The sequence below is a fragment of the Parasedimentitalea nitratireducens genome (assembly GCF_057444295.1).
The window spans coordinates 251,405-277,984 of sequence record NZ_JBYAXC010000002.1; the positions used below are offsets into that span (position 1 = coordinate 251,405).

The 26,580-nt window shown below is 51.3% G+C and carries 27 protein-coding genes and 1 tRNA gene; 8 read left to right on the forward strand and 20 right to left on the reverse strand.

Annotated features, from left to right (window positions below):
- Nucleotides 1–8: 8 nt before the first annotated feature.
- Complete coding sequence (locus tag AC2T28_RS06945; protein WP_486748949.1) at nt 9–1,223, reverse strand: serine hydrolase domain-containing protein; 1,215 nt, start codon at nt 1,221–1,223, stop codon at nt 9–11.
- A gap of 27 nt (nt 1,224–1,250) precedes the next feature.
- Complete coding sequence (locus tag AC2T28_RS06950; protein WP_486748248.1) at nt 1,251–2,279, reverse strand: phosphotransferase; 1,029 nt, start codon at nt 2,277–2,279, stop codon at nt 1,251–1,253.
- Nucleotides 2,280–2,680: 401 nt separating this feature from the next.
- Between AC2T28_RS06950 and aroQ the strand changes: the two genes are divergently transcribed.
- Both aroQ and AC2T28_RS06960 read left to right on the forward strand, forming a co-directional pair.
- Nucleotides 2,681–3,130 (forward strand): type II 3-dehydroquinate dehydratase, encoded by a 450-nt coding sequence (aroQ, locus tag AC2T28_RS06955; RefSeq protein ID WP_486748249.1) that lies wholly within the window; start codon nt 2,681–2,683, stop codon nt 3,128–3,130.
- The gene (locus AC2T28_RS06960; protein ID WP_486748250.1) at nt 3,127–3,882 is read left to right on the forward strand and encodes an autoinducer binding domain-containing protein; all 756 of its coding nucleotides are present in this window, start codon (nt 3,127–3,129) and stop codon (nt 3,880–3,882) included. Before aroQ ends, AC2T28_RS06960 begins: the two co-directional genes overlap by 4 nt.
- Before the next feature lie 404 nt (nt 3,883–4,286).
- Here AC2T28_RS06960 and tsf read toward each other — a convergent pair whose 3' ends face one another.
- The 5 genes from tsf to AC2T28_RS06985 form a co-directional block, all read right to left on the reverse strand.
- Entirely contained in the window at nt 4,287–5,162 is an 876-nt protein-coding gene (gene tsf / locus AC2T28_RS06965) for a translation elongation factor Ts (protein WP_486748251.1), read from the reverse strand.
- Nucleotides 5,163–5,240: 78 nt separating this feature from the next.
- A complete protein-coding gene (gene rpsB / locus AC2T28_RS06970) occupies nt 5,241–6,008 on the reverse strand; it encodes a 30S ribosomal protein S2 (protein WP_486748252.1) in 768 nt (255 codons plus the stop codon).
- A 193-nt stretch (nt 6,009–6,201) separates the two neighbouring features.
- Nucleotides 6,202–7,026 (reverse strand): lyso-ornithine lipid O-acyltransferase, encoded by an 825-nt coding sequence (gene olsA, locus AC2T28_RS06975; RefSeq protein WP_486748950.1) that lies wholly within the window; start codon nt 7,024–7,026, stop codon nt 6,202–6,204.
- On the reverse strand, nt 7,023–7,784 hold the full coding sequence (gene olsB, locus AC2T28_RS06980) for an L-ornithine N(alpha)-acyltransferase (RefSeq protein ID WP_486748253.1): 762 nt from the start codon (nt 7,782–7,784) through the stop codon (nt 7,023–7,025). Before olsB ends, olsA begins: the two co-directional genes overlap by 4 nt.
- Before the next feature lie 110 nt (nt 7,785–7,894).
- Nucleotides 7,895–8,077 carry a DUF3553 domain-containing protein gene (locus tag AC2T28_RS06985; RefSeq protein WP_486748254.1) on the reverse strand — a complete coding sequence of 61 codons (183 nt, stop codon included), beginning with the start codon at nt 8,075–8,077 and terminating at the stop codon, nt 7,895–7,897.
- Between the two features lie 29 nt (nt 8,078–8,106).
- Between AC2T28_RS06985 and AC2T28_RS06990 the strand changes: the two genes are divergently transcribed.
- Nucleotides 8,107–8,703: a histidine phosphotransferase family protein gene (locus AC2T28_RS06990; RefSeq protein ID WP_486748255.1), complete on the forward strand. Its 597-nt coding sequence runs from the start codon at nt 8,107–8,109 to the stop codon at nt 8,701–8,703.
- Nucleotides 8,704–8,752: 49 nt separating this feature from the next.
- On the opposite strand, the gene AC2T28_RS06995 is transcribed toward AC2T28_RS06990, so the two are convergent.
- The 7 genes from AC2T28_RS06995 to AC2T28_RS07025 all read right to left on the reverse strand — a co-directional run bounded on the left by AC2T28_RS06995 (nt 8,753) and on the right by AC2T28_RS07025 (nt 14,977).
- The gene (locus AC2T28_RS06995; RefSeq protein WP_486748256.1) at nt 8,753–10,018 is read right to left on the reverse strand and encodes a glutamate-5-semialdehyde dehydrogenase; all 1,266 of its coding nucleotides are present in this window, start codon (nt 10,016–10,018) and stop codon (nt 8,753–8,755) included.
- A gap of 75 nt (nt 10,019–10,093) precedes the next feature.
- Entirely contained in the window at nt 10,094–11,200 is a 1,107-nt protein-coding gene (proB, locus tag AC2T28_RS07000) for a glutamate 5-kinase (RefSeq protein ID WP_486748257.1), read from the reverse strand.
- Complete coding sequence (obgE, locus tag AC2T28_RS07005; RefSeq protein WP_486748258.1) at nt 11,188–12,222, reverse strand: GTPase ObgE; 1,035 nt, start codon at nt 12,220–12,222, stop codon at nt 11,188–11,190. The genes proB and obgE overlap by 13 nt, the downstream gene beginning before the upstream one ends.
- 127 nt (nt 12,223–12,349) lie before the next feature.
- Nucleotides 12,350–12,886: a GNAT family N-acetyltransferase gene (locus AC2T28_RS07010; RefSeq protein ID WP_486748259.1), complete on the reverse strand. Its 537-nt coding sequence runs from the start codon at nt 12,884–12,886 to the stop codon at nt 12,350–12,352.
- Nucleotides 12,887–13,042: 156 nt separating this feature from the next.
- Entirely contained in the window at nt 13,043–13,312 is a 270-nt protein-coding gene (rpmA, locus tag AC2T28_RS07015) for a 50S ribosomal protein L27 (RefSeq protein WP_486748260.1), read from the reverse strand.
- A gap of 11 nt (nt 13,313–13,323) precedes the next feature.
- Nucleotides 13,324–13,926 (reverse strand): 50S ribosomal protein L21, encoded by a 603-nt coding sequence (locus AC2T28_RS07020; RefSeq protein WP_486748261.1) that lies wholly within the window; start codon nt 13,924–13,926, stop codon nt 13,324–13,326.
- Between the two features lie 199 nt (nt 13,927–14,125).
- The gene (locus AC2T28_RS07025; protein ID WP_486748262.1) at nt 14,126–14,977 is read right to left on the reverse strand and encodes a DUF2059 domain-containing protein; all 852 of its coding nucleotides are present in this window, start codon (nt 14,975–14,977) and stop codon (nt 14,126–14,128) included.
- Between the two features lie 123 nt (nt 14,978–15,100).
- Between AC2T28_RS07025 and AC2T28_RS07030 the strand changes: the two genes are divergently transcribed.
- The 5 genes from AC2T28_RS07030 (at nt 15,101) to AC2T28_RS07050 (ending at nt 19,057) form a co-directional block, all read left to right on the forward strand.
- Nucleotides 15,101–15,190: transfer RNA gene (locus AC2T28_RS07030), tRNA-Ser, on the forward strand.
- Between the two features lie 192 nt (nt 15,191–15,382).
- Nucleotides 15,383–15,661, forward strand: coding sequence for an acylphosphatase (locus tag AC2T28_RS07035; protein ID WP_486748263.1), 279 nt, complete (start codon nt 15,383–15,385; stop codon nt 15,659–15,661).
- Nucleotides 15,662–16,333: 672 nt separating this feature from the next.
- Nucleotides 16,334–17,227 carry a cyclic nucleotide-binding domain-containing protein gene (locus tag AC2T28_RS07040; protein WP_486748264.1) on the forward strand — a complete coding sequence of 298 codons (894 nt, stop codon included), beginning with the start codon at nt 16,334–16,336 and terminating at the stop codon, nt 17,225–17,227.
- Nucleotides 17,228–17,231: 4 nt separating this feature from the next.
- Nucleotides 17,232–17,945 (forward strand): adenylate/guanylate cyclase domain-containing protein, encoded by a 714-nt coding sequence (locus tag AC2T28_RS07045; protein WP_486748265.1) that lies wholly within the window; start codon nt 17,232–17,234, stop codon nt 17,943–17,945.
- A gap of 176 nt (nt 17,946–18,121) precedes the next feature.
- Nucleotides 18,122–19,057 carry an adenylate/guanylate cyclase domain-containing protein gene (locus tag AC2T28_RS07050; RefSeq protein WP_486748266.1) on the forward strand — a complete coding sequence of 312 codons (936 nt, stop codon included), beginning with the start codon at nt 18,122–18,124 and terminating at the stop codon, nt 19,055–19,057.
- Nucleotides 19,058–20,343: 1,286 nt separating this feature from the next.
- Here the strand turns inward: AC2T28_RS07050 and AC2T28_RS07055 are convergent.
- The 6 genes from AC2T28_RS07055 to AC2T28_RS07080 all read right to left on the reverse strand — a co-directional run bounded on the left by AC2T28_RS07055 (nt 20,344) and on the right by AC2T28_RS07080 (nt 26,360).
- Nucleotides 20,344–21,558: a phage major capsid protein gene (locus AC2T28_RS07055; protein ID WP_486748267.1), complete on the reverse strand. Its 1,215-nt coding sequence runs from the start codon at nt 21,556–21,558 to the stop codon at nt 20,344–20,346.
- Between the two features lie 427 nt (nt 21,559–21,985).
- On the reverse strand, nt 21,986–23,152 hold the full coding sequence (locus tag AC2T28_RS07060) for an AAA family ATPase (protein WP_486748268.1): 1,167 nt from the start codon (nt 23,150–23,152) through the stop codon (nt 21,986–21,988).
- On the reverse strand, nt 23,152–23,643 hold the full coding sequence (locus tag AC2T28_RS07065; RefSeq protein WP_486748269.1) for a hypothetical protein: 492 nt from the start codon (nt 23,641–23,643) through the stop codon (nt 23,152–23,154). Before AC2T28_RS07065 ends, AC2T28_RS07060 begins: the two co-directional genes overlap by 1 nt.
- The gene (locus AC2T28_RS07070) at nt 23,643–23,828 is read right to left on the reverse strand and encodes a helix-turn-helix transcriptional regulator (protein WP_486748270.1); all 186 of its coding nucleotides are present in this window, start codon (nt 23,826–23,828) and stop codon (nt 23,643–23,645) included. Before AC2T28_RS07070 ends, AC2T28_RS07065 begins: the two co-directional genes overlap by 1 nt.
- A gap of 583 nt (nt 23,829–24,411) precedes the next feature.
- The gene (locus AC2T28_RS07075; protein WP_486748271.1) at nt 24,412–25,080 is read right to left on the reverse strand and encodes a hypothetical protein; all 669 of its coding nucleotides are present in this window, start codon (nt 25,078–25,080) and stop codon (nt 24,412–24,414) included.
- A complete protein-coding gene (locus AC2T28_RS07080) occupies nt 25,077–26,360 on the reverse strand; it encodes a tyrosine-type recombinase/integrase (RefSeq protein ID WP_486748272.1) in 1,284 nt (427 codons plus the stop codon). The genes AC2T28_RS07075 and AC2T28_RS07080 overlap by 4 nt, the downstream gene beginning before the upstream one ends.
- Nucleotides 26,361–26,580 lie beyond the last annotated feature (220 nt).

Sequence of the window (26,580 nt, forward strand, 5' to 3'; positions counted from 1 at the left end):
TTACATGATTAAAGGTCCAAAACGGATTTTTGTACCAATGCCTTTAACTCTGCGCGTGCTGGGTACGAACTAGACGGCGACAGTTGCGTGAAAAACACCACGCTAAAATGGTTCTTACGATCAATCCAAAAAAACGTAGATGCCATGCCACCCCAGCTAAAATCTCCAACAGATCCCGCTACTTGCGCGCGTTTTGGATCCAATAGAACTGCTCCGCCGATGCCAAATCCCATGCCCTCCATGGGTTGCTCGGCAAAGCTAGTTGGTCCCATTGATGCAATGTCGCCGTCCAACTGGTTGGTCATCATGAAATCTATGGTTTCTGGCTTTAGGATGGTCTGGTTGTTAAACGTGCCACCAAGCCGGAGCATTTCACAAAACTTCATGTAGTCATCTATGGTTCCGACCAATCCACCTCCACCTGACATCATGTTGGTGTCACGAAATGGCGACGTCCTAAATTCGTCAACTAGGCGTAAAGTATCGTCAGTTGCCGTAGCTGGGCCCAGGGACGTCACTGGGCCATCTAGCGGGCTGTATAAGGAGGCAAACCGATTTCCCGAGCAAGAAGATACGCGAAATCCTGTTTCCGTCATTCCTAATGGTTCGAAGATTTCTGTAGTAAAGAAGTCAGCAAGACATTGCTGTGTCGCAACTTCGATAACGCGGCCTAAGATATCTATTCCAATAGAGTATTCCCAACGTTTTCCTGGTTCGAACGCCAATGGATAGCTTGCTGAATGGGTTGCAAGATCCGACAGGTTTGTGATACCTGGCCCAAATGTCAAATCTTCCTGTGCCATGGCTGAGGGTAATACGCCGGTATTAAAGGGATAGCTGAACCCGCCTGTATGGGTTAGCAGCTGCCGCACTGTTGGTGGATCCGATTGCGTCGTATTTTTGATCGAGACTGCACCTGGTACGAGAGTTCTCACCTGAGAAAATTCAGGAATAAAGTTCGAAACAGGCGCATCGAGACTAATTAGTCCGCGTTCAACCAGGATCATGATTGCAGCAGATGTGATTGGTTTGGTCATCGAATACAGCCGAACCACGGTATCTCGAGTATACGGTAGGTTCGCTTCGATGTTTCGCAGACCAACGGCTGTAAAGAGAAGCTCTCGCCCACTTTGTTTTATCAGGATGGAGCTTCCAGGTAATTTTCTTGTTATTACATAATTATGCTGCCATTTCTTAATGCTGCTTACATGCTTCAATTTCATCATGTTGTAACCTCCCCTGCCTTCAGGTCACTTTGAAAGTGACTTCAACCCGTTTTTAGCAAATAAGGGAACATAACCACCAAGCCGCAGTGCATGTTCGGGATTGGAAGCATTGCCATCAATTGCCCTTTTCATCACGCCCTGAAGGATACTGGCCATCCGGAAAAAGCTAAATGCAAGATAGAACCCAAAGTTATCTATTCCCGGTAGCCCTCGGCGGCGGCAGTAGCTGTCGATAAAATCCTGATCTGAAGGCAGCCCAAGCGCCTGTCGATCAACCCCAGACAGCCCCCTGCCCTCAAGTCCTGGCGGCATCTGCCATTGCATTATGACGCCAGCTAGATCGGCATATGGGTGGCCTATGGTTGACAGCTCCCAGTCAAGCACCGCCAGGCAACGCGGATGGGAGGTATCAAAAATCAAGTTGTCTATTCTAAAGTCGCCATGAACGAGCCCGCTTTGTCCATCATCAGCTGGCAATGAGGATTGCAACGCGCTAATCAGTTCATCCATTTCTGCATAGGTCTGTGTTTCACTGGCCCGATATTGTTTGGTCCAACGCTTTAGCTGTCGTTCGAAGTAGTTTCCGGCGGCGCCAAAATCACTGAGCCCAGCTGCGTCCACATCAACACTATGTAGCGCCGCTAGAACTTTACCCATCTCATCAAATACGGATGACCGGTCCTCGTTGGTTAATCCTTTTAGCGTGGGTTCAACATAGTTTTTCCCGGGGAGATGCTCCATGACATAAAAGGGAGATCCTATGATGTCGGTGTCATCACAAAACAAATACATCTTAGGAACTGGCACCTGGGAGTCCTCTAGCGCTCGTTGAACACGGAACTCCCTGTCGACAGCATGAGCCGACTTTAACAATACTCCGGGTGGTTTGCGGCGCAGAACATAGTTCTTTACTTGCGACTTAATCAGGAAAGTTGGATTGGACTGGCCTGTTTCAAACTTTGTTGCACTGATGAGGCCGCTGAACTCATTCAGGTGAGTTCTAAGATACAAATCTACCGCAGCCAGATCCAAAGTTTTTTCGTCCCCACTCATGCCCAGCTCCTCGGCTTGAAGTTTTATTGAAGAATATGCTGCCAATTTACTTTGTAAAGTTACAAGCAAAACGGACAGGTGCAGGCAAGTTTATTGAGCAATAACGACTGCATGGGTGGCATTGGTTTCTATATCTCAGAGCAATTCAAATGTTGAAAACCAAGATGCCTAATTTCTCTGTAGTGTCGCGGTTCACAGTGACCAAACGGGTTCTGCATAGAATCGAATTTTCCCATGGTGCAGATTCTAAAACGTTGTGCATGCAATTCGTATTTTGCTTTGCAATTTGGCCATAAGATTCAATTCAGGTTTGTAGTCCAGTGTTATTTCACAACTTCCCTTTCGTCTTGGTGCGTGGGCTGTCATAGTGCTTTCAAAAGAAAACTAGGGAACCATCCGAAATGCGCAGTATTCTGGTTTTAAACGGGCCAAACCTTAACCTTCTGGGCACTCGGCAACCCGAGGTATATGGTGCTGAAACTCTTGAAATGATAGAGAATAAATGCACATGCTATGCTAAGTCGCGAGGGATCGAAGTGGCCTTTCATCAATCCAACCATGAAGGTTCGATGATTGATGCAATTCATGCTGCCAAGGGAACCCATCAGGGAATAGTTCTGAATGCAGGCGCTTACACGCATACTTCGATTGCTTTGATGGACGCCCTGGCTTCGGTTGAGCTTCCATGTGTGGAGGTTCATCTGTCCAACATCCATGCACGTGAAGAATTCCGAAAAACATCGTATATTTCTAAAGTCGCTGTTGGCGTTATTTGCGGGTTTGGAGCCAAGAGCTACCTACTTGCAATTGATGCATTAAGTGCTCATCTGGACGAGCGCGAGCAGACATGAAGCTGACGGAATACCTGCATTTTGTGGCGAGTTCTCGCAGCTTGGAGGAGTTGTGGGTTGGGCATGTCGATCAGATGGCCCAATACGGTCTTGAGCGCCTGATTTATGGGTATACCCGATATAAAACTGAAACGTCTTTAGGCGATCCAGATGATTTTGTTATTCTTTCAAACCACTGCAGCGAATACCTAAATGGTTTTATGCATACTGGGCTCTATTTTCATGCCCCTATGACGCAATGGGCTCTGCAAAATGAGGGGGCGTGCAGCTGGCGCCAGGTCCAAGAGATGATGGCCAATCAGCAGCTGAGTGATGAAGGTAAGAAAGTCATCGACTTTAATGTCCGTATGGGGATGACCGCCGGATACACAATTAGCTTTCATTCGATCTCTAATCGTTTCAAAGGCGCCATATCGCTTGCCGGACGTCGAGGCTGCAGCCAGTACGAGTTGGATGAAATGTGGTCTGAACATGGGGATGACATTGTTCTCATTAACAACATCACTCACTTGAAAATCCTCTCCCTGCCCTATTCACCGCCGAACCGTGGCCTAACCAAGCGACAGCGTGAGGCTTTGCAATGGGTTGGTGACGGCAAGACCACTCAGGACATAGCAATCCTGATGGGCCTTACGGCTGCCACTGTTGAGAAACACCTACGTTTGGCCCGTGATGCACTGTGTGTCGAAACCACTGCACAGGCAGTGTTGAAGGCCGCACTTCAGAACCAGATGTTTGTCATGGAGGCCTGAAATCACAGGATATTCATGACTTCAAATTATTTTAGCGCAACGCTGATTTTGCGCGGAATGAAAAGGTAAGGTATTCAATACTACCACGTAAACGTGTTTGAACGCATTCTATGGTTGTTCCGTGAGTGGTGGCTTTGGCCAAAGGGACATTCGGGAGAAAGCGGTTTTATTTAGTTCTAGCTCAACCTGATTTTTTTGAACCGGTGCGTATAGTCAGCACCGGTTCGAAAGCCTAAGAAGGGATCCTTCCATCCCCATCTAGAGGGACTCCTTTCAAAAGGAAAACGGAGCTGCGAAAATGCGGCTCCGTTTTTTTTGTTTGAGCAGATATCCCCGCCAAAATGAAAAGACCCGCTCCAGATAGGAACGGGTCAAAGTCATAACAACGCATTACAAAAAGCGTATTAGCCTTGGGAAACCTTCGCAACCTCAGCTGCAAAATCTTCTTTGACAACTTCGATGCCTTCGCCGACTTCCAGACGAACAAAGCCTGTGATTGTCGCGCCAGCTTCTTTCGCAGCCGCTTCAACAGTCAGGTCAGGGTTCACAACAAAAGCCTGGTTCAGCAATGTCGATTCACCGATGAATTTCTTCATCCGACCGATGATCATCTTTTCGATCACGGCTTCTGGCTTGCCAGATTCACGTGCGATGTCCATCTGAACTTGCTTTTCTTTTTCAACAACAGAAGCATCAAGATCAGCTTCGCTCAGTGCGGCTGGGTTAACAGCGGCAATGTGCATCGCAATCTGTTTGCCCAGAGCATCGTCGCCGCCGTTCAGCGCAACCAGAACTCCGATTTTACCCATGCCAGGTACAACCGAGTTGTGGACATAAGAAACGACAGTTTCGCCTTCCAGAGCAGACATGCGGCGAACCGACATGTTCTCACCAACGGTTGCAACTTTAGCTGTTACAACTTCTGCAACAGTCCGGCCGCCCATATCAGCTGATTTCAGCGCTTCAACATCGTTTACACCCAATGCAACCTTGGCAATACCGCCAACCATTTCCTGGAATTCGGCGTTCTTACCAACAAAGTCGGTTTCCGAGTTCACTTCAACGGCAACGCCCTTGCCACCGTCAACCTTGACTGCAACCAGACCTTCGGCAGCTGTACGGCCGGATTTCTTGGCAGCTTTGGCCAGGCCCTTGGTGCGCAGCCAATCAACGGCGGCTTCCATGTCGCCATTGTTTTCTGTCAGCGCCTTCTTGGCGTCCATCATGCCTGCGCCGGTCGAGTCGCGCAGTTCTTTCACGAGTGCTGCTGTGATTGCCATCTTTTGGCTCTCCTCAAATCAAAACGGATTTGGGGCAGGTCATACCCTGCCCCATGTGTAAAACCTGTGACAGGCAGATTAAGCTTCGGCGCCTTCAGCCGGAACTTCTTCTGTCAGGCCTTCTTCGAACTCGCCCAGGTCAACGCCAGCGGCGCCCAGCTGAGTCGACATGCCTTCCAGAGCAGCGCGAGCTGCCAGGTCACAGTACAGCGAGATTGCGCGCGATGCGTCATCGTTGCCTGGGATGATGTAGTCTACGCCATCAGGCGAGCAGTTGGTGTCGACGATTGCAACAACTGGGATGCCCAGTTTGTTGGCTTCGGCGATGGCCAGTGCTTCTTTTTTAACATCGATCACGAACAGCAGATCAGGCACACCGCCCATCTCGCTGATGCCGCCCAAAGAAGCTTGCAGCTTGGACTGGTCACGTTCCATGCCCAGACGCTCTTTTTTGGTCAGGCCTTCGGCGCCAACAGCCATCTTCTCGTCGATGTCTTTTAGACGTTTGATCGACTGGGAAACAGTTTTCCAGTTGGTCAATGTACCGCCCAACCAGCGGTGGTTCATGAAATACTGAGCAGATTTCTCAGCAGCTTCGGCGATTGGGGTCGATGCCTGACGCTTGGTGCCAACGAACAGAACGCGGCCGCCCTTGGCTACGGTGTCGTGGATCGCCTGCAGAGCCTGGTCCAGCATTGGAACAGTCTGTGTCAGATCCATGATATGGATGCCGTTGCGTGCGCCGTAGATGTACGGACCCATGCGAGGGTTCCAGCGCTGTGTCTGGTGACCAAAGTGAACACCAGCTTCGAGCAGCTGACGCAGAGTGAACTCAGGAAGAGCCATATTCGTATTACCTTTCCGGTTTTATCCTCGGCGGGGGTTTTAGAGCGGATGCTCCAACCGGCGGTCCATCAGGGATTTCTCCCCTGATCTGACCAAACCCCGCCTGCGGGTTTGAATGTCGCGCGTATAAGTCAGGATTGCAGACGGTGCAAGAGCAAAAGACACCCCCTTTGCCTTCTCTTAAAGTGAACGATCAACGCGCCAGATCATGACCTTCACGCACCTTTTCCTCGCAATACTTTGCCAGTGTTTTTCGATCCCGGAAGTCGGAAACACGCACCGGAGAGTGGTAGACCAATTCCACACTGCCCTGACGTGTGGCCGCCAGAGTTTTTAGCAAGTGCGGGCCAAAGAGCATGTCGCCCCACCAGCCGTAATAGCGACCTGGCTCACCTCTTGGAGCATGGTATATCACTGAGACAGGTTGCACCCACATGAAATCATGAAGTGACACGTCAAAGAATGCCGCAAACAGTGTTGTTTTAAATGACAAAACACGCAGTCCGTCGGTGGATGTTCCTTCGGGGAAGAACAGTAGCTTATGATCTGCTTTCAGCCGCTTTTGAAACAGTTGAGTTTGCTCTTTAGCCTTCTTGCGGTTTCGCTCAATAAACACGGTTCCAGTTGCGCGAGCTAGCCAGCCAATTACTGGCCACTTCGCGACCTCGGCCTTTGAAACGAAATAGATCCGTTTTCGTGCGTTGAGTGCAAAAATATCGAGCCAAGACGAATGGTTTGCCACCACGGCGCCACGCTGCGTCATCAACTCGCCGGTGCTTTTGAACCCAATCCCCAATACGACAAACGCGTATCGGCAAACAAACTGGGTAATGAACGGAGTTATTGGTCGTCGCATTCCAAAGATCGGGCGTTCAAGCAGTCGCACAATGAGCAGCAGCAACAGGCCCCCAAACACTAAACACGCCAGTGCTATACCCCGAAAAAGCGCCAACACCACCCCAGGTGCAGTGTACCTTATTGGGTCTGGAGCGTCTTCACTTTGCCAGCTGGTCGTCATTTCTGCATTCGTCCATTTGAGTAAATTCGGCGCTGACTTGCATTTAACTTTGCCGCGTCCAGAACCAGGCAAACATCAGTCGTGTTGAAGTCGTGATCAATATAGGCACCGTCCCCCACAACTCCACCCAACCGAAGATAGGCTTTAATCAGGGATGGCATTTCTAGCATTGCTTGACGCCGATCCAACAGGTCCTTTGGGACGAGATCCATGGACTGGTAGTTCTTAGCCCTCACTCGGATTTCTGCTGGAGCGAGATGATTGTTGAACAGCATCGACAACGAGTTTGCGAGCTTCTGAACTTCAGTTCCATGAAAACTTGCAACACCAAACAGTATTTCAACCTCGTGGACCTCTACATAGTCCGCTAGCCCACTCCACAAATGGAACATTGCGGTGCCGCCACGGTAGTCGGGATGAAGACACGAACGCCCTAGTTCCAGAAGCTTTCGCCCGCTGTTTCTCAGTGCCGTGAGGTCGTATTCGGATTCAGTATAGAAACTTCCGGCTTTTTGGGCCTGATCTTCACGAAGCAACCGATATACCCCAACCACTTTTTCAGAAGAGGTGTCGATAATAAGCATATGATCGCAGAACTCATCGAGCTGATCGCGCTCAAGTTGCGCTTCATGATCAATGAGATCCCCTGCCCCACCAAGCTCTTTTACAAAAACTTGATAGCGAAGAGCCTGTGCTGCACGCAATTCTTCGCCTGTTTCCGAAATCTTGACCGTAAATTGAGAGGAGTTGTCTTGCATCGTTGAAAAATGTCACTTTTCGGGGTTGCGTGCTAGTGTGCTGTTTTGCGATGAACGCGCCAATATTTAAGAAAAATCAACGTAAACCGTTAACCCTTCATCAACCGTTTTCAAAGATCAAAGACGGGGACCAAGGCGATACGGGATCCATCGATCACCAATTTGCCATGATCGCGGAAATTGACGGTGATTTTGCCACCAACGTTGGATTGAACTTGTCCCAGCCCCCATTCGGGATGGTCTGGGTGCCGGACAAACATTCCCGGCGCAAGAATTGCATTGAGGTCACTCATGAAGGACTGGCCCAATTCGGAGGAAAGACATGGGTGTAGATAACGTCAATTTGGCGGCTTTGATAGGGTCTCGGATCTGTCATGACTTAATCAGTCCGATAGGCGCAATCAACAATGGACTGGAGTTGCTTGGAATGTCCGGCGACTTGGGTGGGCCTGAGCTTGAATTGATTTCAGACAGTGTTGGCAACGCAAACGCTCGCATTCGTTTCTTTCGTGTTGCCTATGGCAGCGCAGGCGACCAGCAACTGAGCCGAGCCGAGACCGTTTCTGTCCTTGATGACATGAGCAAGGGTGGGCGCCATCAATTTCAATGGACCCCGCTAGACCCCTGCAACCGGCGCGAAGTTCGCCTTGCGTTTTTGGCTTTGCAATGCATGGAAACCGCCATGCCGTTTGGCGGAACAGTCAAGGTTTTTTGCACCGACGGCAGCTGGACAGTTATTGGCGAAGCAACCAAGCTCAAGATAGATGATGATCTTTGGGCTCGGGTCAGCGGGGGCCATTCTACGGCTACGATCACACCAGCATTGGTACAATTTGCGTTGCTGCCAGAGTCTGCCAAGGCAATGGGCCGCACCGTGCGTGTTGAGCAAAGCTTAGACAAGATCACGATCAGCTTTTAATCTGACCAAATGATATAAGGCGCCAGAACACTGTTCCGGCGCCTTTTCTTTAGCTCCGAACGGTCCCGTTGCCTCGGACCAAGTATTTGAAACTGGTTAGCTGGGCGGCGCCAACCGGGCCGCGGGCATGCATTTTGCCAGTGGCAATTCCAATCTCAGCCCCCATCCCAAATTCACCACCATCGGCAAACTGCGTTGATGCATTGTGCATTAAAATGGCACTGTCCAGCTCTGCAAAGAACTGCTGAGCCGCGGCCTGATCTTCAGTGATAATGCAGTCAGTATGTTGTGAGTGGTATTGGCGGATATGAGAAACAGCCTCATCAATACTGTCAACTTGCTTAGCCGCAATGATCATGTCCAGAAATTCACGGCCCCAATCATCCTTGGTTGCTGTCTTCATGCCCTCAGGCCCTGCAAGCCCCGGTTCCGCAAGAATTTCCACGCCGGCTGTAGCAAGGGCAGATAAGATATCTTTGCCTACGGTGTCAGCAATGTCTTTGTGGATCAAAAGGCATTCAGCAGCACCACAGATACCAGTGCGTCGGGTCTTTGCATTCAGCACCACATCCAGCGCTTTTTGCGCATCGGCATCCTTGTCGATATAGATGTGCACAATGCCTTCGAGATGCGCAAACACTGGCACCCTAGCTTCACGCTGTACAAGTCCAACCAGTCCCTTACCGCCACGCGGTACAATCACGTCCACAAATTCGGTCATTGTCAGCAGCTGCTTGACGGCGTCACGGTCGCGGGTGGGAACCAGTTGAATACTATCCGCAGGCAAACCGGCAGATTTGAGCCCTTCGACAAGGCAATTGTGGATGGCCTGGCTTGAATGGAAACTCTCGGAACCGCCGCGCAAAATGACCGCATTTCCAGATTTCAGACACAACGCGCCGGCATCTGCGGTGACGTTTGGCCGACTTTCGTAGATTACGCCGATTACGCCTAGCGGAGTGCATACGCGTTGTATGTTCAGACCCGATGGCTGGTCCCAGTCTTCCAGAACCTGACCTACAGGGTCATCCTGCAAAGCCACGGCGCTTAGCCCATCAACAATGCCTTGGATGCGGGTTTCATCCAGCATCAACCGGTCCATCATCGCATCAGACAGGCCCTTATTTCGACCAAAATCGAGGTCTAGGGCGTTGGCTTCTATAATTTCCGAACGTCGAGCCCAAACTGCCTGAGCGGCAGCAATAAGAGCATCCTGTTTGCTCTTGGATGGCGCAGTGGACAGCTGTTGTGATGCGGCTTTTGCGCGAGCACCAATATCTGCCATCAATGCGGGAATGTTATTCGTATCTTTCATGTGTCTCAAACCTTTGCCGGTCACTGCGCCAAGTCTTTCGTGAAGTTGGCGCGTGTTTATTAGCAAGAAAAAGGATCAGAGCGCCATATCGTCGCGATGAATTAGAGCTGCGCGACCAGGGTATCCCAGCGTTGCCTCAATTTCATGCGATTGACGTCCCAAAATTGCACGTGCTTCCGCCGCCGTATAGCGGCTAAGCCCCTGCCCCAATTTGTGGCCATCCGGGCTAACAATGGCCAGCGGGTCACCGCGGCCAAAATTGCCCTCCACATGTGTGACACCGGCCGGCAGCAAGCTTTTTCCAGACCGAAGGGCCTTTGCGGCGCCGACATCAACAACAACCTCCCCACGCGACTTCATTGCGGCAATCCATCGTTTACGTGCCGCCTGAGGATCAGTTTGTGCCGTAAACCAGGTGCAGGATGACCCGTTTTCAAGGCTTTTCAAAGGGTTCATAGTGGAACCTTCAGTGATTGCCATCGCACAACCAGCCGCGGTTGCGACCTTGGCAGCCAGAAGCTTGGTGATCATTCCACCTTTAGAGAGACCGGACACGCCGTCGCCGGCCATAGCTTCGATCTCGGGGGTGATTTCACTAATGGTCTCATACCGAACGGCATTTGGGTCGAGCGCAGGGTTGGCGTTATAGAACCCGTCAACATCTGACAGCAAAACCAGGCAATCTGCGCCAACGGTAACCGCAACCTGCGAGGCCAGCCGATCGTTGTCGCCGTACCGAATTTCATCCGTAGCGATGGTATCGTTTTCATTGACGATCGGAACCACGCCCATGCCAAGCAGGGTTTCAAGCGTTGCACGGGAATTTAGATAACGGCGTCGATTTTCGCTGTCTTCCAATGTGACCAAAACCTGCGCAGTTTTGATGTCATAAGGGTCCAGCGCCTGTTCATAGGCACGTGCCAAACGGATTTGTCCAACTGCAGCAGCGGCCTGAGATTGCTCAAGCGGAAGCTCGGCCCTGGAAAGTGACAACACCTCGCGCCCAAGCGCGATTGAGCCCGAGGAAACCAGTACAACATCTTTTCCCAGCTCTTTGAGCCAGGCTACATCTTGGGCGAGAGAGTGAAGCCAGTCAGTACGGAGTTCGCCAGTTTCTCGATCTACCAATAAGGCAGAGCCAATTTTGACAACTACACGCTTGGCAGCGCTTACGGTTGCCAAGACGCTGCCTCCTCAGCAGGCCGTTGACGAATGCGATCCTCATCGATCTCTGCGCGCACCGCCCGCAGAACCTCGGGCAGGCCTTCTTTGCTCACCCCTGACATCAAGAAAACTGGTCCCCCAACGGCTGCCTCAAGTTCCTCCAGTGCGGCAGCACGCTCCTCATCGTCCAATGCGTCAATCTTGTTCAAGGCCGTAATTCGGGCTTTAGTGGCAAGCTCACCACCATAGGCTTCCAACTCACCGACAATCGTGTGGTAATCTTCGGCAATGGTTTCAGATGTACCATCCACCAGATGCAGCAAAACCGAGCAACGCTCTACATGGCCTAGAAAACGGTCGCCAATGCCGCGGCCTTCGTGCGCGCCGGCAATCAGGCCAGGAATGTCAGCAATAACAAATTCAGCGTTATCAACGCCTACAACCCCAAGGTTGGGGTGGAGTGTGGTGAACGGGTAGTCCGCAATTTTTGGCCGAGCGTTAGAACTTGCCGCCAGAAATGTTGATTTTCCGGCATTGGGAAGCCCGAGTAGACCAGCATCAGCAATCAGCTTTAGACGCAGCCAAATGGTCCGCTCAACGCCTTCTTGCCCCGGATTGGATCGCCGAGGCGCCTGATTGGTCGCACTCTTAAAATGCAGGTTACCAAAACCACCGTTACCACCTTTGGCAAGTTCAATCCGTTGACCAACCTCGGTCAGGTCCGCAATGACTGTTTCCTGATCTTCATCCAAAATCTCAGTGCCAACAGGTACACGTAAAACGATGCTTTCGCCATCTTTACCAGTACGTTGGCGGCCCATTCCACCTTGACCATTTTTTGCAAAAAAGTGTTGCTGGAAACGGAAATCGATCAGTGTGTTTAGTCCATCGACAACTTCAATCCAGACCGAACCACCCTTGCCGCCATCGCCACCATCCGGGCCGCCATATTCCATGTACTTCTCGCGCCGGAAACTGATGCAGCCATTGCCGCCGCCGCCGGACCGGATGTAGACCTTTGCCAGATCGAGGAATTTCATGACTGCTCCTTCTCGCGCAAGCCTAACAAGGGCTCAGGCGTAATTGTATCAAGGTAATCTGACAGGAGCGTACCTCGCCCCTGCCCTGTTTACCGCTTGCCTTAACGCATCATCAACGGCGCGCCAATCACAGTTTTCGACTATAAGTCCATGTTGGTACGTTGGCATCACGAGAAACCGAATAAGTCTCGGCGTCACCAAGGTATTCAAAGCCGCAATGGATCAAAACCCGCGCTGACGCAGGATTGTCCTGAAAAACAGATGCGAACATCGTAGCATTGCCAAGTGGGTTGGCATCAACAAGAGCCTTCAAGGCCTCGGATGCAAAACCAGCATTCCAAAACGCTGGGGCGATCCAGAACCCAGCTTCTGATTGATTTCGGTCCATTCGCTTTAGCCCGATCACACCTTTTAATTCAGCACCGCCGTCACGGGTTCCATCGATGGCCCAAATGTCTTCGTCGCGCTCGTCTGCAAGAGCACGTTTAACATAGGCCTCGGTCGCCCCGGGTGGCAGTGGATGCGGAATGGAGCTTGTCATCCGCGCAACGCGCTTTTCAGAAGTATAATGTGAAATCAGCCCAACATCCGACGCTTTCAGCGGACGCAGCACAAAACGCTCAGCTTCAATGACCGGTTGTGTAATTATTTGATCCAGGCTCATTCAGATATTCCTCGTTCAATCGGTACTAGTTCAACGGACAACAGCGTCCAAACGCGTCAGGCGAGAGATACGTTTAATCAAGCCTTATGCGACAACAGAAAGAGGGACCGGCTTATCACCGATCCCCCAAATTTTTGTTAACCTTGTGGGTTCGGTTTATTCAGCGGCCTCCGCCACTGGCAGAACCGAAATAAAGGTGCGGCCTTTCAGGCCCTTGTGGAAGGTAACAGCGCCTTCGGATGTAGCAAAGATTGTGTGATCTTTGCCCATGCCTACGCCTTCGCCCGGCCAAAACTTGGTGCCGCGCTGACGAACGATGATGTTACCCGAGATGGCCGATTGGCCACCGTACAGTTTCACGCCAAGGCGGCGACCAGCAGAGTCGCGGCCGTTACGGGAGGAACCACCAGCTTTTTTATGTGCCATTCTGTCTCTCCTTAGCCTTTAGCCAAATCTTTGGCTTGCTCAACCCATTCGGGCTTCACTTTGATTGCATCGATAGCAGCAATATCATCTGCTGACAATGCAGCAACCTGAGCAAAGCTAGTCAGACCAGCTGCTTCCAGTTTCTTGGCGGCGGCAGGGCCTACACCAGTCAACTGTGTCAGATCGTCTGAACCAGCAGCGGCAGCAGCAGGTGCTTTTGCTTTAGCAGCCGGAGCAGCTTTGGCAGCAGCAGGCGCATCGCCCTTACCGGTAGCAACTTTAACACCAGATTTGTCAGCGCCCGAAGCCAGGATCTCAGTGATCTTGACGAGGGTCAGCTTTTGACGGTGACCTTTGGTACGCTTCGAAGAGTGCTTACGACGGCGCTTGACGAAATGGATCAGCTTTTCGCCTTTGATTTGATCGACAACTTCTGCCTGAACAGCAGCGTCTTCAACAAAGGGAGCACCCACAACCGGAGCGTCGCCGCCCAGCATCAGGATGTCGTTGAACTGAATTGTTTCGCCAGCATCTGCAGCCAATTTTTCAACGCGGAGGATATCGCCCGCTTGAACTTTGTACTGCTTGCCGCCAGTCTTGAGGACCGCAAACATGCGTCTTTCCTTTTTCAACCGCGTTCTGTGGTCCCCTTATCGGGCGTTTCGGCCTAAGCCACCTCGAACTGCGCGTCCCTTTAGGGACGGATTACGTAATGAACCCGGCACAGAGATTCCGAGCCGGGATGCGGGCTTATGCGTCAGTCGACATGCTCTGTCAAGCCCATACGCAATCCAATTTCGGCAACAGTTATTGTTAAATATCCTGACCTATCGCAAGCTCAGATAGCCTGGATGCCAAAAGCTCAAATCGGTTCGCAGTAATTTCATACTGTACCGCATTCAACAGCTCATAAACGGTCTGCATTAACGGCTGTTCAAGTGCGTCAACATACTCTGAAAGTTCTCGATCTGAAAACATCTGGTACGTGTAGGCCGACCCAGCCAACGCCGAGGCTTGCATGGCAAGGCGCATATCGCCCTCTTGCTCTTTCAAAAGCGCTTCCAGCCCCTCAGTGTCCAGTTGAAGTTCAATGACACCAGCAGTACTTGCGGCCATCAAAAACCGCAGCTGAATTTGCTGCACGGCTCTGACACCTGTATCGGCTGCGTCAACAGCACTTCCCATCCGCTTTAAAATTGACAACCGTTCCGAACCATCACGAACAAGATTTGAAATTATGCGCCGTCCAGCTTGTTGTATGACGTCATCTTCCTCAACCATATGAGCGGCATTTTCGGCAGAAACCAAACGCTGGCCAAGCTCGCTGGCATAGAACCCAGCAACATGACTTAGGGCTTTTTCCTCGAGCGTTTCCTCTAGGATCTCTAACGCCAGTTCATGCATCACCTCAGTATCAAATACTTGTTGCGATAAACGAACCCAGGCTTCACCAAATTCGCCTGGCTCCACCCCCAGCATGTCAGGAGCACTCCCCGCCGACAGTGCAATGCTGTCCAATGCCACATCAAAACCTGTGACTTTCAGGAACTCTTCAATCTGTTCACGATCTGCGGCCCGCGTCTGCGCCGTGCTTAAAAAAACCATAAGAACAAGGGTTAACAGTCTGAGCACAAGGCTGGCGGTGTGAGTTGTAAAATTTTTCATGCTTAAACACTTAAGCTGATTGAAGGTCAAAACAATGAAAAATGGACTTTCTTGACTTAACTGTGAAAAGCCTCTTGCACCCTCCTGCCAACCCCCTTAAACGCTGCCTCACCAGACCCCCGCGGAGAGGTGCCGGAGTGGTCGAACGGGGCGGTCTCGAAAACCGTTGAGCCTTCACGGGTTCCCAGGGTTCGAATCCCTGTCTCTCCGCCATCACACCGACAATTAATTGAAAATAAACGGAAATTATACCGTTCGCTTACCTACCTGCCAAACAGCCCGCCTAAAACTAAGGCTGAATTTCGAGTCAGCTCATGCCCAACCTTTTTAGCGGCAAAGAGGGGGCTGTTCTGGGCCAAAACGCGTACTACAGTGTTTTCTCCATGACAGAGAGGATTTTCTCGGATGTCTGATATTGCTATCAAAGCTCGGATCACAGGACGTGTTCAACGTGTGGCTTTCCGCGCATGGACGCAGTCAAAGGCGCAACAACATGGTCTTTCAGGCTGGGTCCGTAACGAGCCTGACGGGGCCGTCCTTGCTTTGCTTGTTGGACCGGCTATCGAAGTAGCAGCAATGGTGCATGCCTTGAACCAAGGCCCACCTGCCGCAGGTGTCACCCATGTCAGCACTGAGGAGGTTGATTCCGCTTCTGAGTTCATTGGCTTCCAGATCACCCAGTAGATTGCTGCTGAGGGAAGTAGGTCATTTTTGACGCTAGTTTCTGACACTTTATGGGCACTACCAACACAGTTCTTCGTCAGAAAAAAAGCGTTGTTCGACATAGACCAACAGTTCGGTTGTTATACTTTAGAGGTCAGCTACGCGGAATTCCCATGCCTTCACTCGGACCAGTTCAGCTTGTGCTTCCAGCCCTCAACAGTTCTTCGTCTATTAAGTGATTAAGGGCCGGTTCCAGCCAAAGTGACTAATGTACATGGTCAGGGGTTCGAAGAGCAGGCGATCCCTGACATCCCAACTTGCCCCCGGCAACAATAGGACAACAGCCCGACTTCGTGCGCAGTTTCAGATCAGATCAGATCTGTCCTGTACTCCGTCTCACGGTTCTAATGGCGAATAGACTCAGACTGGCAGGCCTATGTGTAGGCCGACCAGTCGTTCGAGAAACGGGCAAAGCCAGTCCGGCTGAAAGCCAAGCCTTTCACACACAAGGACATTTGGCGTTGTACGGGTATTTACTAAACGCAGCAGGTTCAACTATATGGTGTGTGCAGCAACACTAGGGAAAGTGAGTTTTGACTGTAGTCTGATCTGTTGGGAAGTTGGATGAATATAGCTCCGTACAGAGGGGCTAAGGGCAGTGCTTCTAAAAAATTAGGTGGAATAATGTATTTGATGCACAAACTTCTTCGACGTGTCGGATTCGGTGGAAAGGTAACTCTTCCTCAAATGTTTTCAGGGCAAGACGGAATCAAACGCGCTAAGAAAACCCTGGAAAAGAACCCAGCAATAAATGGGGATCATGGGGTTGCTGAACGCTTTTTTTCTGAAGGGCAGCTAGTATTCTTTCGGAAAGGTGACGAAATCATCCGACAAGATTATCTCGACAACGACGTTTACTTTCTGCTTTCTGGAGGGGTCGATATTGTGATTGGGTCTAGAAAAAGATCCATCCGTGAAGCTCCTAATCAAGTTGGTGAAATGGCGGCTATCGACCTTGGCAACAAGAGGTCTGCGACAGTTGTCGTCCGAAGCTCTGAAATGGCAGCCCTGAAGGTGCCCGGAAATGCCTTTAATCAGGAATGGTCCACCAATCAACGCTTTAAAGACCTTATGCAGCATGAAATGTCAGCGCGACATCGTGAAAGCCTCGTTGCAACAACAGTAGCAAAAGAAAGTAACTCTATACTCTGGTACGCAGTTTCGGCTGGAATAGGATTTGCAGTTGCCATCGTTTGCTGGCTCTTTTTGCCCATTTATTCGTGGACGTTTGAGGCACGATTGCTATTGTCAGTAGGCTCTGGCATCTTGGTATTTTTGTTTACTCTGTTGCACAACCCTGCCTTCTTTTGGCGTAGAAGCTTCGGCCTGGTTCTTTTGGCCCTGATCGGAACGTCCACGTTTGACAGGTTTCTTTCATTTAAAGCTGAACAAGGATTTGGGAGCCTCCAAGTCACTGTAACACCCAGCGGAGGGGCGGATGATTGGAAAACGTCCCTAGTAAAAGCCGCGTCGTTTTTGGTTGTACTCTTAATTTGCGCGTACATGGAAAAAAGGGAAAGAAATTAGTTATATGGCGACTAACGAAGAATTTTTAAAAGAACGTGTGGGAACACTTTTCGACACGAAATTCCAGCCGAGAGATGGGCGTGTTGTCCCCAATTCGACGGATGTAACTCTGAAAGATGGGGCCGTTAAAATTGAAGCAACATTCTTGTACTCGGATCTGGCTGGCTCGGCATTGCTTTCAAAAACTTGTCCATGGGGAACAACCGCGAAGATCATTCGCGCATTTCTTGATTGCGCGACTAGATTAATTATCAAGCACGGCGGTGCTATAAGAAGTTTTGACGGAGACCGGGTCATGGGAGTGTTCATGGGCGGCCAGAAAAACTCAAATGCATCGATGTGCGGACGTGAAATCCACTGGGCTGTTCGAAAGATCATTCAGCCAACTGCCTCAAAAAAATTCAAATCGATCCGGGACAATGATATAGAAATTCGGAACTGCTCTGGAATCGATGAGGGTGAAGTTCGCGCGGTTCGTTCGGGCATTCGAGACAATAACGATCTTATCTGGATCGGGAAAGCGGCCAGCTTTTCAGCTAAGTTGTCTGATATAAGAGAAACTCCAAATCACACTTTCATTTCGAGTAGGGTTCACAACAAGCTGCTTGATCATGCAAAGTACGATAATGAGGGAAAAAGCCTCTGGACCGCTTCGACATTTAGTTTCGCCGGGGAAACGGAAACAGTTTACAAGTCAAACCACTGGAAAAAACCTTGAGAAAAATGCCATTTCTAAGAATTCCACAAGGATATTTTCCAAGTATAAAGAAAAGCAGGCGCTGCGCATGTGTTCAGTCAGCTCTATCTATCTCATTTTTAAATGCTCTCATTGTTGTTAATGAAGTAATTGATGAATATCAGTTTATGACAGCCTCAGGCAGATAGTTATACAGAATGGAATTTAGTGCGCAAAAAGATCTTGATCGTAGGCCATTGCGTTTCGATTTCAAAACCGAAGTCCTCAATTTTGACGAGGGTACGGGTGTCGCAGAAATTAGTATGCAGCCAGACCCACGTCGTTACGACACAATCGAAAAAGGCGGGGAAATACTGTATCTGGACAAATACCTCAAGCTGATGTTCGACTTAGGTACAATGGTCGATGCTTTTCGCCCCAACCTTCCGAGTTACGCTTTATCCTCTTCAATAGGCTCAATAGAAACTTATGCTGACAAACGTCTAACCGCTTTAAATAATGAGTTCTCGGACGGGCGATACTTCCCACCGGAAGAAAAAGCGGTTGCTCATTACGAGATGCCTTCGGACGGACGTGAGAGACAGCTCGGTTTTTTATCGGTAGATATTTGTGGAGCAACGGCTCTTCGCAAGAAAGAAAAAAAATCGTTTGATCTAGCCTACGAAGTCTTTCTTAGGGAACTGGGAACAGTAGTTGGGCAGTTCAATGGGGCAATCCTTAAAACTAAGGGAGATGGGTTCATCGCTTACATTGATCATCCTTCGTTTACAAACCTCTGCGATGCAATCGTTGATATGGGGTTATGCATTCTCGAATTACTTCACGTATCCATTAACCCAGCACTTCTCAAAGCTGGATTGCCGACACTCGAGGTTAGGATCGGTGCAGATTATGGTGAAGCCTTTGTTCAGAAAATCTCTATTCCTACGACAGGCTATTCATCCCTCGACATTGCAAGCGATGCTCTCAACCGAGCAGTTAAGATTGAAGAGACCTGTAAACAAAGCGAATTTCGTATAGGCCGCTGCTTGTATGAGTTGGTTCATGTGGGATGGCTTGAACGCGCCAAGGAGGTCGCATTTGATGGAAAAAGTGTGGGTCTGCCGGGATATCAGGTCTATCGGATTCGATGATTTGTAACCTGTTGTTGTCCGAAACTAACGTTTACAAAAGTCTCCTATTTACACAATCGGTGACATCCAGGCTGCTATTTTGTCGATTAGGCTTATCCTGCCGCTCCAATGGCATGTAAGCCAAGTTAAACAGAACCTTCTTGCCATACATGTTCACCTACCCCCTTTGAGGCCCCGTTTTTAGTTAGCTCTGTTCAGTTTAGCTATCTCTGTTCAGATTGTCTTCCCTCAACCGAATTGCATACTCCCAAGTCATCATGCCGGAGAGGCATGAATCTGGGCAGTTGTGGTCGAAATCTTCACTCTATGTCGCAATCCGATTATGGGTATAGTGCAGTCTGTTGAACAGGTGTTCGTTTAGGCATTCATCCCGCATTTCGCCATTGAACAATTCAACTATGCTGTTCTACATTGGCTTGCCTAGTGCCGAAACCTCTGTGAAAAGTTGTTCGGCGTCTTAGCCAAGCTTAGATCGCGTTTCCGTAATTTTCTTCTTCAGTTCTGCTTCGGTCTTCGTTCTCTCTTGCAAGTGGATTTCTTCATCTAGCATCATTCGTATCGCAAGAAAGATAATGGGGCGGAAGCAATGTTCCGCCATGGGTTTAAAGTTGCCATATGACCATAATTGACTAGTCGCCTGCTCATTGATCAAAAGACGCTTTGATAGTCTCGTGTTAAGTGAAATATTTCTGCGCTAAGTCCGTCTCGCCTTCATCTCCCGCCAGATCGCTTAGGGTCTCTGCGACGCTGCTCCGGCTAGTCGGTGTGCCTCCCAGCGTTGTCAATACCATCCTGAATTCCCTGAATTCTGCAGCGGTAGCGGTTTCGCGTGCCTCCATTCTTGCACGCAGGACACAGGCTGAGCCCAGCGCGGCCCGGTCAGAGGCCGCAAGCCATGGCATTTCCCATGCGAAAGCCTGCCACATCTGGCGCTCCTGTTCCGTGAGCCAGCGTGGGGAATCACCTATGGGGCCGCATGTGGCGGGCTCTGCGCGCTTGTTGTAGCGCTCTGGGTGCTTTGCCGCCGCGCCGGTAAGATGCGCCTTGGCGAGGGGAGTGCGGCGTCGTGGCATGTCTGAAAATCCTGAATTGGGTTTGGCAAGGGAAACCTCCCCTACCGGTGAACGTGGTTACAGGGCCAGACATTTCGCTACCCCCCCCGCTTATGCAAAAGGGAGGACCGCGACGCTGTAATCGGCCCTCCCCAGTGCCCGTCACATCTTCATGCTCGGGCTAGTAGCGGGCCGGTGAAACACGCAAGTGCGACCCGTCACTATCTCGGTAGTTTACGTGCTAAAGCGCACGAATTTGATGGCCTCGAAGTTTGCCACGCCGCCACCCACGCGTTTGTAGGTGTAGAAGCGTACATTGGGTTTGTCGGTGTACTGATCGCGCAAGAGGCGTAACCCGTGGCGGTCCGCGATGAGGTAGCCCTTCTCGAAGTCACCAAACGCAATGCTGAGTGAGTTAGCGGCTATGTCTGGCATTTCCTCATCAAGCACCACAGGGAACCCCAGAAGGCGGTCAGGCTGTCCAGCAGCGAGCCCTTGGGACCAGATTAGGTTGCCATCAGCGTCCTTCATTTTGCGCACCACAGCAGCGGTCTTACGGTTCAGCAGCCACGAGGCATTTTGACGATACGGGCTTTTGATCGCATAGGTGGCGTCGATTAGCGTGTCCACACCATCAGATGTTGAGCCAAAGCTGCCAGAGGAGCCGGTGTTGATATGCTGCAGGGTTCCCCAGTCGCGGGTGCCGTCCTCCTCATCAGTGGTGGGGTAGGTCAATAGGCCGCGTGGCTTGAGAACGCCGTCGCCTGAGATGAAGGCGCTTCCTTCTTGGCGTGCAAAAAGCCCGGCGCACTTCTCGGTGATCCAACCGCCAAGGTCGATCACGCTGTCATCCAGTAGTTTTTGCGTAAGTTTTGGCATCGCATAGATTTCGTGAATCTGAACGATCAGTTTGCCCAGATTTGGATTGTCAGTGTCAGGGCGAGCCTCGCGTTCACCAACCCAACCGCCACTTGCCTCGTCCAGATCGTTCAGTTCTTCGTAGGCATCAGAGGAAACAGTCACGATACGCGCAAGCTGCCGCATCGGGGAAATCTCATGGACGCGCTGGTTCATGTTTTCGCCAAGCTGCGGAATGACCGTGTAGCCGCCGCCTGGATCACTGTCAGTGGACAAGCCCGCTTGCACGCGACGTGCCAGCTCAGACAGAGGCGCGCCGTCCCCATTCTGAATGAAGGAGCGAAGTGCGGTGCCAACCTCCTGTGTGTCCGGTTTGACAGGCACTACGCCGCCAACTTGCAGAGCCGCAATTTGGGAATTGGTGTGAGTGATGGCTTCATGCAAATCGCTGATTTCTTCATTGCGTTTGGATTTGAAGTCCTCAAATGCAGTCTGCATTTCAGATAAAATTGCGGCTGGGGTCTTGCTGCCGGGTGATGCTTGCACCATTTGAATGCCGCGTTGCTTTTTAAGGTTATAATGCACAGTCATTTCGCACGCTCCATCGTTGCCGAAAGGCTTCCAAGATTTTGGTGGTTTTGGACGCAGCGTCTCGCGTGCGCTTCGCCTCGACCTTAAGCCGGGCCTTGCTTCCGTCTGCAGCGTCGCGCGTGCTCAGGAAACAGGAGAAGGAAGCAGTGTACGGCATGCAACCTTCTGTACTCACACTAGCATTTTTGTTGCAAAGCTCCAAAGTCATAGTCTGTAACAGTTTGGAACATGGCGATTATTTTGAGGTATTAGGTGCGATAGGTGCGCTACGCATTCCATTAGAAACTCAAGTTTGCTTTGAGTGCCCCCAGCGCGCCACCCCTAAGCCCCCCTAAAGGGGGCTATAGGGTAGCGCTGCTGTTGGAGGTGTACTTTTGCGCCACTGCGCCACCCTGCGCCACCCCGCTTTTTTGGGTGGTGGCGCAGGTTAAATGCTGGCCCATTCGCCAACTTCCAGCGTCACGACATCCTTGCGGTTCGGACCTACCTTCTTCCCCTTTTTCAACGCGCCGGTTTGGATCCAGGCGGTGATCATTTTTTGGATGCGCTTTTTGTCAGTTATGGGATCCAGGCTCAAAACGTCAGCGATTTTGACACCAGCCCAATCTTCGTTTGCTTGCTCGGAAAAGCGGAGCTGTTTACCTTCAATGGCCTGTTGAACCTGCAGCAGATCTTTGCCGGTGAAGCCATCAAAAGTACCCGGCTTTGACCAAGGTTCGGCTACGCCCACGCTATCACCGTTTGCCAAGCGAACCGTTGCCATCTTGATCCATACGCGCTTTCCAGCCGGTGCAAGGTTTGCCTTGTCACGGTCTACTGAGAAATAGGTGGCGGGATCATCCTTCAACCCAATCTCTGCTTTTAACTTGTCACCCATCTTGTTGAGCACGCGGCCAGAACGTGCTGCGGCCAGCAGAGAACTTGCACCACGTCCGCTTTCGCTGGTAGCTGCTTCACCGTTGGTCTTGCGGCTGTGATGAACCAGTTCAATGGCGCAATTGCATTCATCAGCCAGACGAGCCCATTCCTTAGCCACCAAGTCGATGGCCCCGTTGTCATTTTCTCCGACTTGATGGGAGGAGACAAAAGGGTCGATGATTACAACGTCTATTTTGCGGGCACGGATTTCTTGAGCCAGTGCAGCCATAGCCGGGCGCAGTATTTCGACGCCGTTGCGTGTCTGAATTGCGGTACACAAGGGACGTTCGCGACCACTATCTACAAACAGGCGTTCAGCAATGTCGTCAGGTTTTATGCGGTGGTGCTGCATTGCTGCGATGATGCGGCGGTTAAGCTCGTCACGCGGATCCTCCAAATTGTAAATCCAAACGCGAAGAGGAGCATATACGCGTTCCCCTAAGAGCTTGCGCCCGGAGGCCATTGCCAGTCCTTCAACATTTGTGAGGGAAGACTTGCCAACACCGCCAGCGGCCACGGTGACCGACACTTGTTTGCGGATCAGGTGGTGCCCGTACAGCCAGTCGCGCGGTGGAATGGTCGCAGGATCACACCATTCGAAATTACTGGGAAGGCGGAGTTTTGTCTTGGGTTTGGTGTTGGAAGACTGGCGACCGAAATTCGGGATGACAATCATTACGCCACCTCTTTGTTCAGCAGGGACAAAACCTTGATCTGGCGATAGCGTGGCAGGTGTTTGTACGAGGCAATGAAGTAAGCTTCCAGTTCGGGTACGGTCGCCATGGTTGCCCAAAAGTTTGCATCGTCGCTCAACGAGATGAAAGTTGGCAGAGGGCCTCCGGCGGGGCCAAGCACTTTTAGTGCGACCTCCTCGATGATATCGCGAGGCAACGTCTTCAGGGCGCAACAGGCTAGGTTGGCGCGTTCCTTTTCGCTCAGGCAAAGAGACAAGCATTCGCTCGTTTTGTTCCACGCGTAGGGCGCGTCAAGAACCAGCGCACAGCCAATCTTCAAAATGGCCTGCTTGTGGGGCGTCTTGGCAAACAGAACCACTTTCGAACGGGTCGGTTTTTGGCTATAATCCTCTAGAAGCTTACCGGCTTTATCTTTGCTAGAAGCGCCGTCACCCATGGCCGTGGGGGCGGCGTTTTGTTTGTCCTTATCCATTAGCCAGCCTCCGCCTTTGAGCTTTCCCATGCCGCGACATGAGAGAGCTTCCAGCGTGTGCAGCCGGGAGACAAAGAGATGGCGCGTGGGAAGTCAGCGCGCTCGCGATGCCAGCGCCAGACCGTCTGGCGGGCAACGCCGTAGCGTTTGGCGAGGTCGGTGTCGGAAAGATACGTATCAAGCATTGGTAGCACCCATTGTTAAAGGTGCTTCCCAATATTCACACATCGGAGGGAAAAACTCTCCACAAACTCAGGAAATTTGCCTGGTTTGTGTCAACTTCTGCAGCCTTCTCATGGAGACGCGCTTTTTGTGCCGCGTCTTTGGCAGCAATCTCACGATCAAAAAGGCCGGTGGTGGCCTTTTTGAAATCTCCATACTTTCTGTTGCCACCTGCTCCGCAGCCATTTTGCGTGAAGAAAGGTGGTCGGGCACCTTTTTTCGATGTGCGCCCCTTGCTGGTTCGATTAGGTCAAGAATCTGGACCAACCTGTTCCACCGCTTGCATGCGGGATAATTTAGGGGGGCAGCCCCCCCTAAATTCCTCTTCGGCCCGGTTTTCCCCGGCTCGATTTGTTCAAGAACTTGCCCCATCCGCCGGATTGCCCGGTAGTGGATTAGGCAGGCTTTTTCTCAAGCGTTTTGTCAACCGCTTCATTGGCAGCCTCTTAGCGTGAAAGAGTACCCCCAGCGGTACTCTTTAAATGCGCACCGGTTGTTGGGTCGATATAATCATACATTACAAGCAATAGCGCAACAGTCACTTGGTTAAGTAGATGGGGGATCGTCATTTGGCCTCTTCCGCACCGCAGCCCGCTGCACGGCATCTGCATCCCAAGATCTATCCATTGCAAAAATTAGGTCCTGCAAAAAGTGCATGAAGGCCTTTGAGTGTCGCAAAAGCTTCTCGCCGCTAAGGTCTTCCCAAGTTCTGACGGCCCCATGATAAAACGCGACCTTTTCCCACGTCTCTTCGCTCGAAGCTTTGCCCGTCAGGCGCCGCAAGTCATCGATCTGGTCAAATCCGGCGTCAATTGCGCTCGGTTGCTTCGACCCACATGTTGGCAACCCTGCGGCTTCGTTGCCAGTAAGACTCCAAATCAGGGCTTGGAAGACCGTCGACAGCGGGGTTGGCACTGCGCCATTATCGAGAGGTTTCATAAGCGGCCATCCGAGAAGCCCGGCCTCGGCACGTTTAGCTGTATTTGCCTTAAACTGAAGTCCGACTGCTTCAGCAACGGTTGGGTGAAGGGCGCTAAAGTGGGTGAAGGCCGCGCTCAAGCACTTCTCCAACTCTTCGACGTGGCGTTGCTGATCCTCAAGGTTGGCGACTTTTTGTTTGGGAACGTTTTCGAGGTGCTGCTCAATCAGTAAAACCTCGATTTCGTCGAATACCCTGTCGGGGAAATGTCTCTTAAGAACCTCTAGGACTGTCATCGCGCATCTCTCATCTGAACAATCTCGACCGTAGCTTTCTCGCTAAGGAAGCACCCCCACTCGGCCATCATGGTCCGTCTTTTTTCTAACATGTCACCGCGCCGGTACGCTCGCTCAACGTCCGTTCCGACCCTATGAGCCAATGCAATTTCAGCCATGTCTCGGGGGTACTCTGTTCGTTCAGCCGCCCAATCTCGAAACGTGCTGCGCAGCCCATGAGGGACGGCGGGGCGACCCGAGCGCTGATCTAAGTAGCCATCCTGCCGCGCTGCGTGGATGCGCTTCATGCAGGCCGATAGAGCCGCATCGGATAGCATCCCGCCTCTTACCGCTGGAAACACGAATTGGCTGTCTAAGCGGCGCTCTAGGCTGCTCAGCAGGCCACCGGCACTCTCTGTCAGCGGAACTCTGTGTTCGGATCGTGCTTTCATCCGTTCGGCGGGAATAGTCCAAAGTCTGGCATCAAAGTCGATTTCTTCCCAAGTAGCACCTCGGATTTCGCCGGACCTAGCAGCGGTCAAGGCCATAAATTCCAAAGCCCTTGTCGCAAAACCCACCCGCGACTGCAGATCGGCGAACCAGTTAGGGGCGTCAGTGAGGGCTAGCGCGGGGTGATGCACAAGTTTGCGCACTTTTGCGGGTTTTGGCAGAACCGCATCCAGATTGCCTTTCCATCGTGCCGGATTGTCGCCGTCACGGTGCCCTGCTACCGCGGCCCATGCCAAGACGGCCTCGACACGCCCGCGCAACCTCGACGCGGTTTCGGTTTTCTTAAGCCAGATTGGCTTTAGAATGTGAAGCACGTCTGCAACGTCTATGTCTGCCACGGGCATTTCACCGACCACTGGAACCGCATAAGTGTCTAAGGTCGCCCGCCACTGTTTGCGATGCTTTGTGTTGTCAAATTCCTGGAGTTTTCCGATCAAAAACTGCTCCATAGCATCTTGGAAAGTCAGGCCACGCATCTGAGCAGCTTTGACAGCGGCCACCTCCGACTTTCGATGCTCAACAGGATCAATGCCCTGCCAGATCATTTCACGCGCCTCGCGGGCCCTTTGCCGGGCAGCTCCAAGAGACACGTCGGGATACCCCCCAAGCCCCAAGTTTCTTCTGTTTGAATTGATCGTGTATCGCAGTATCCAAGAGCGTGCGCCGGAAGGAGTGATCTGCAGAAGGAGACCAGAAACTCCGCCGACTGCGAAGGTGACATTGCGACCAACACCTGGATGGCATAGACGTTTTACGTCCAGCGGCGTTAACTCTTTGGCTTTCTTGGGCATAGCGATATTCCATCTGTATATAGGGAATTCTCGTACTGGCCTTCATACCTGCCTAAAAGTTTGACATTGCGTGCTACACATTGCAACGGAAATTGTCACGGATTTTGCCTTACTGTCTGTTAATAAACGAAATATGTGACATCCTGCTACTGCATGATGCTGTATTAAGGCGGCCTGTCTCTCCGCCATCTACCATTTCTCTTCAATTTGAATGGGCCGC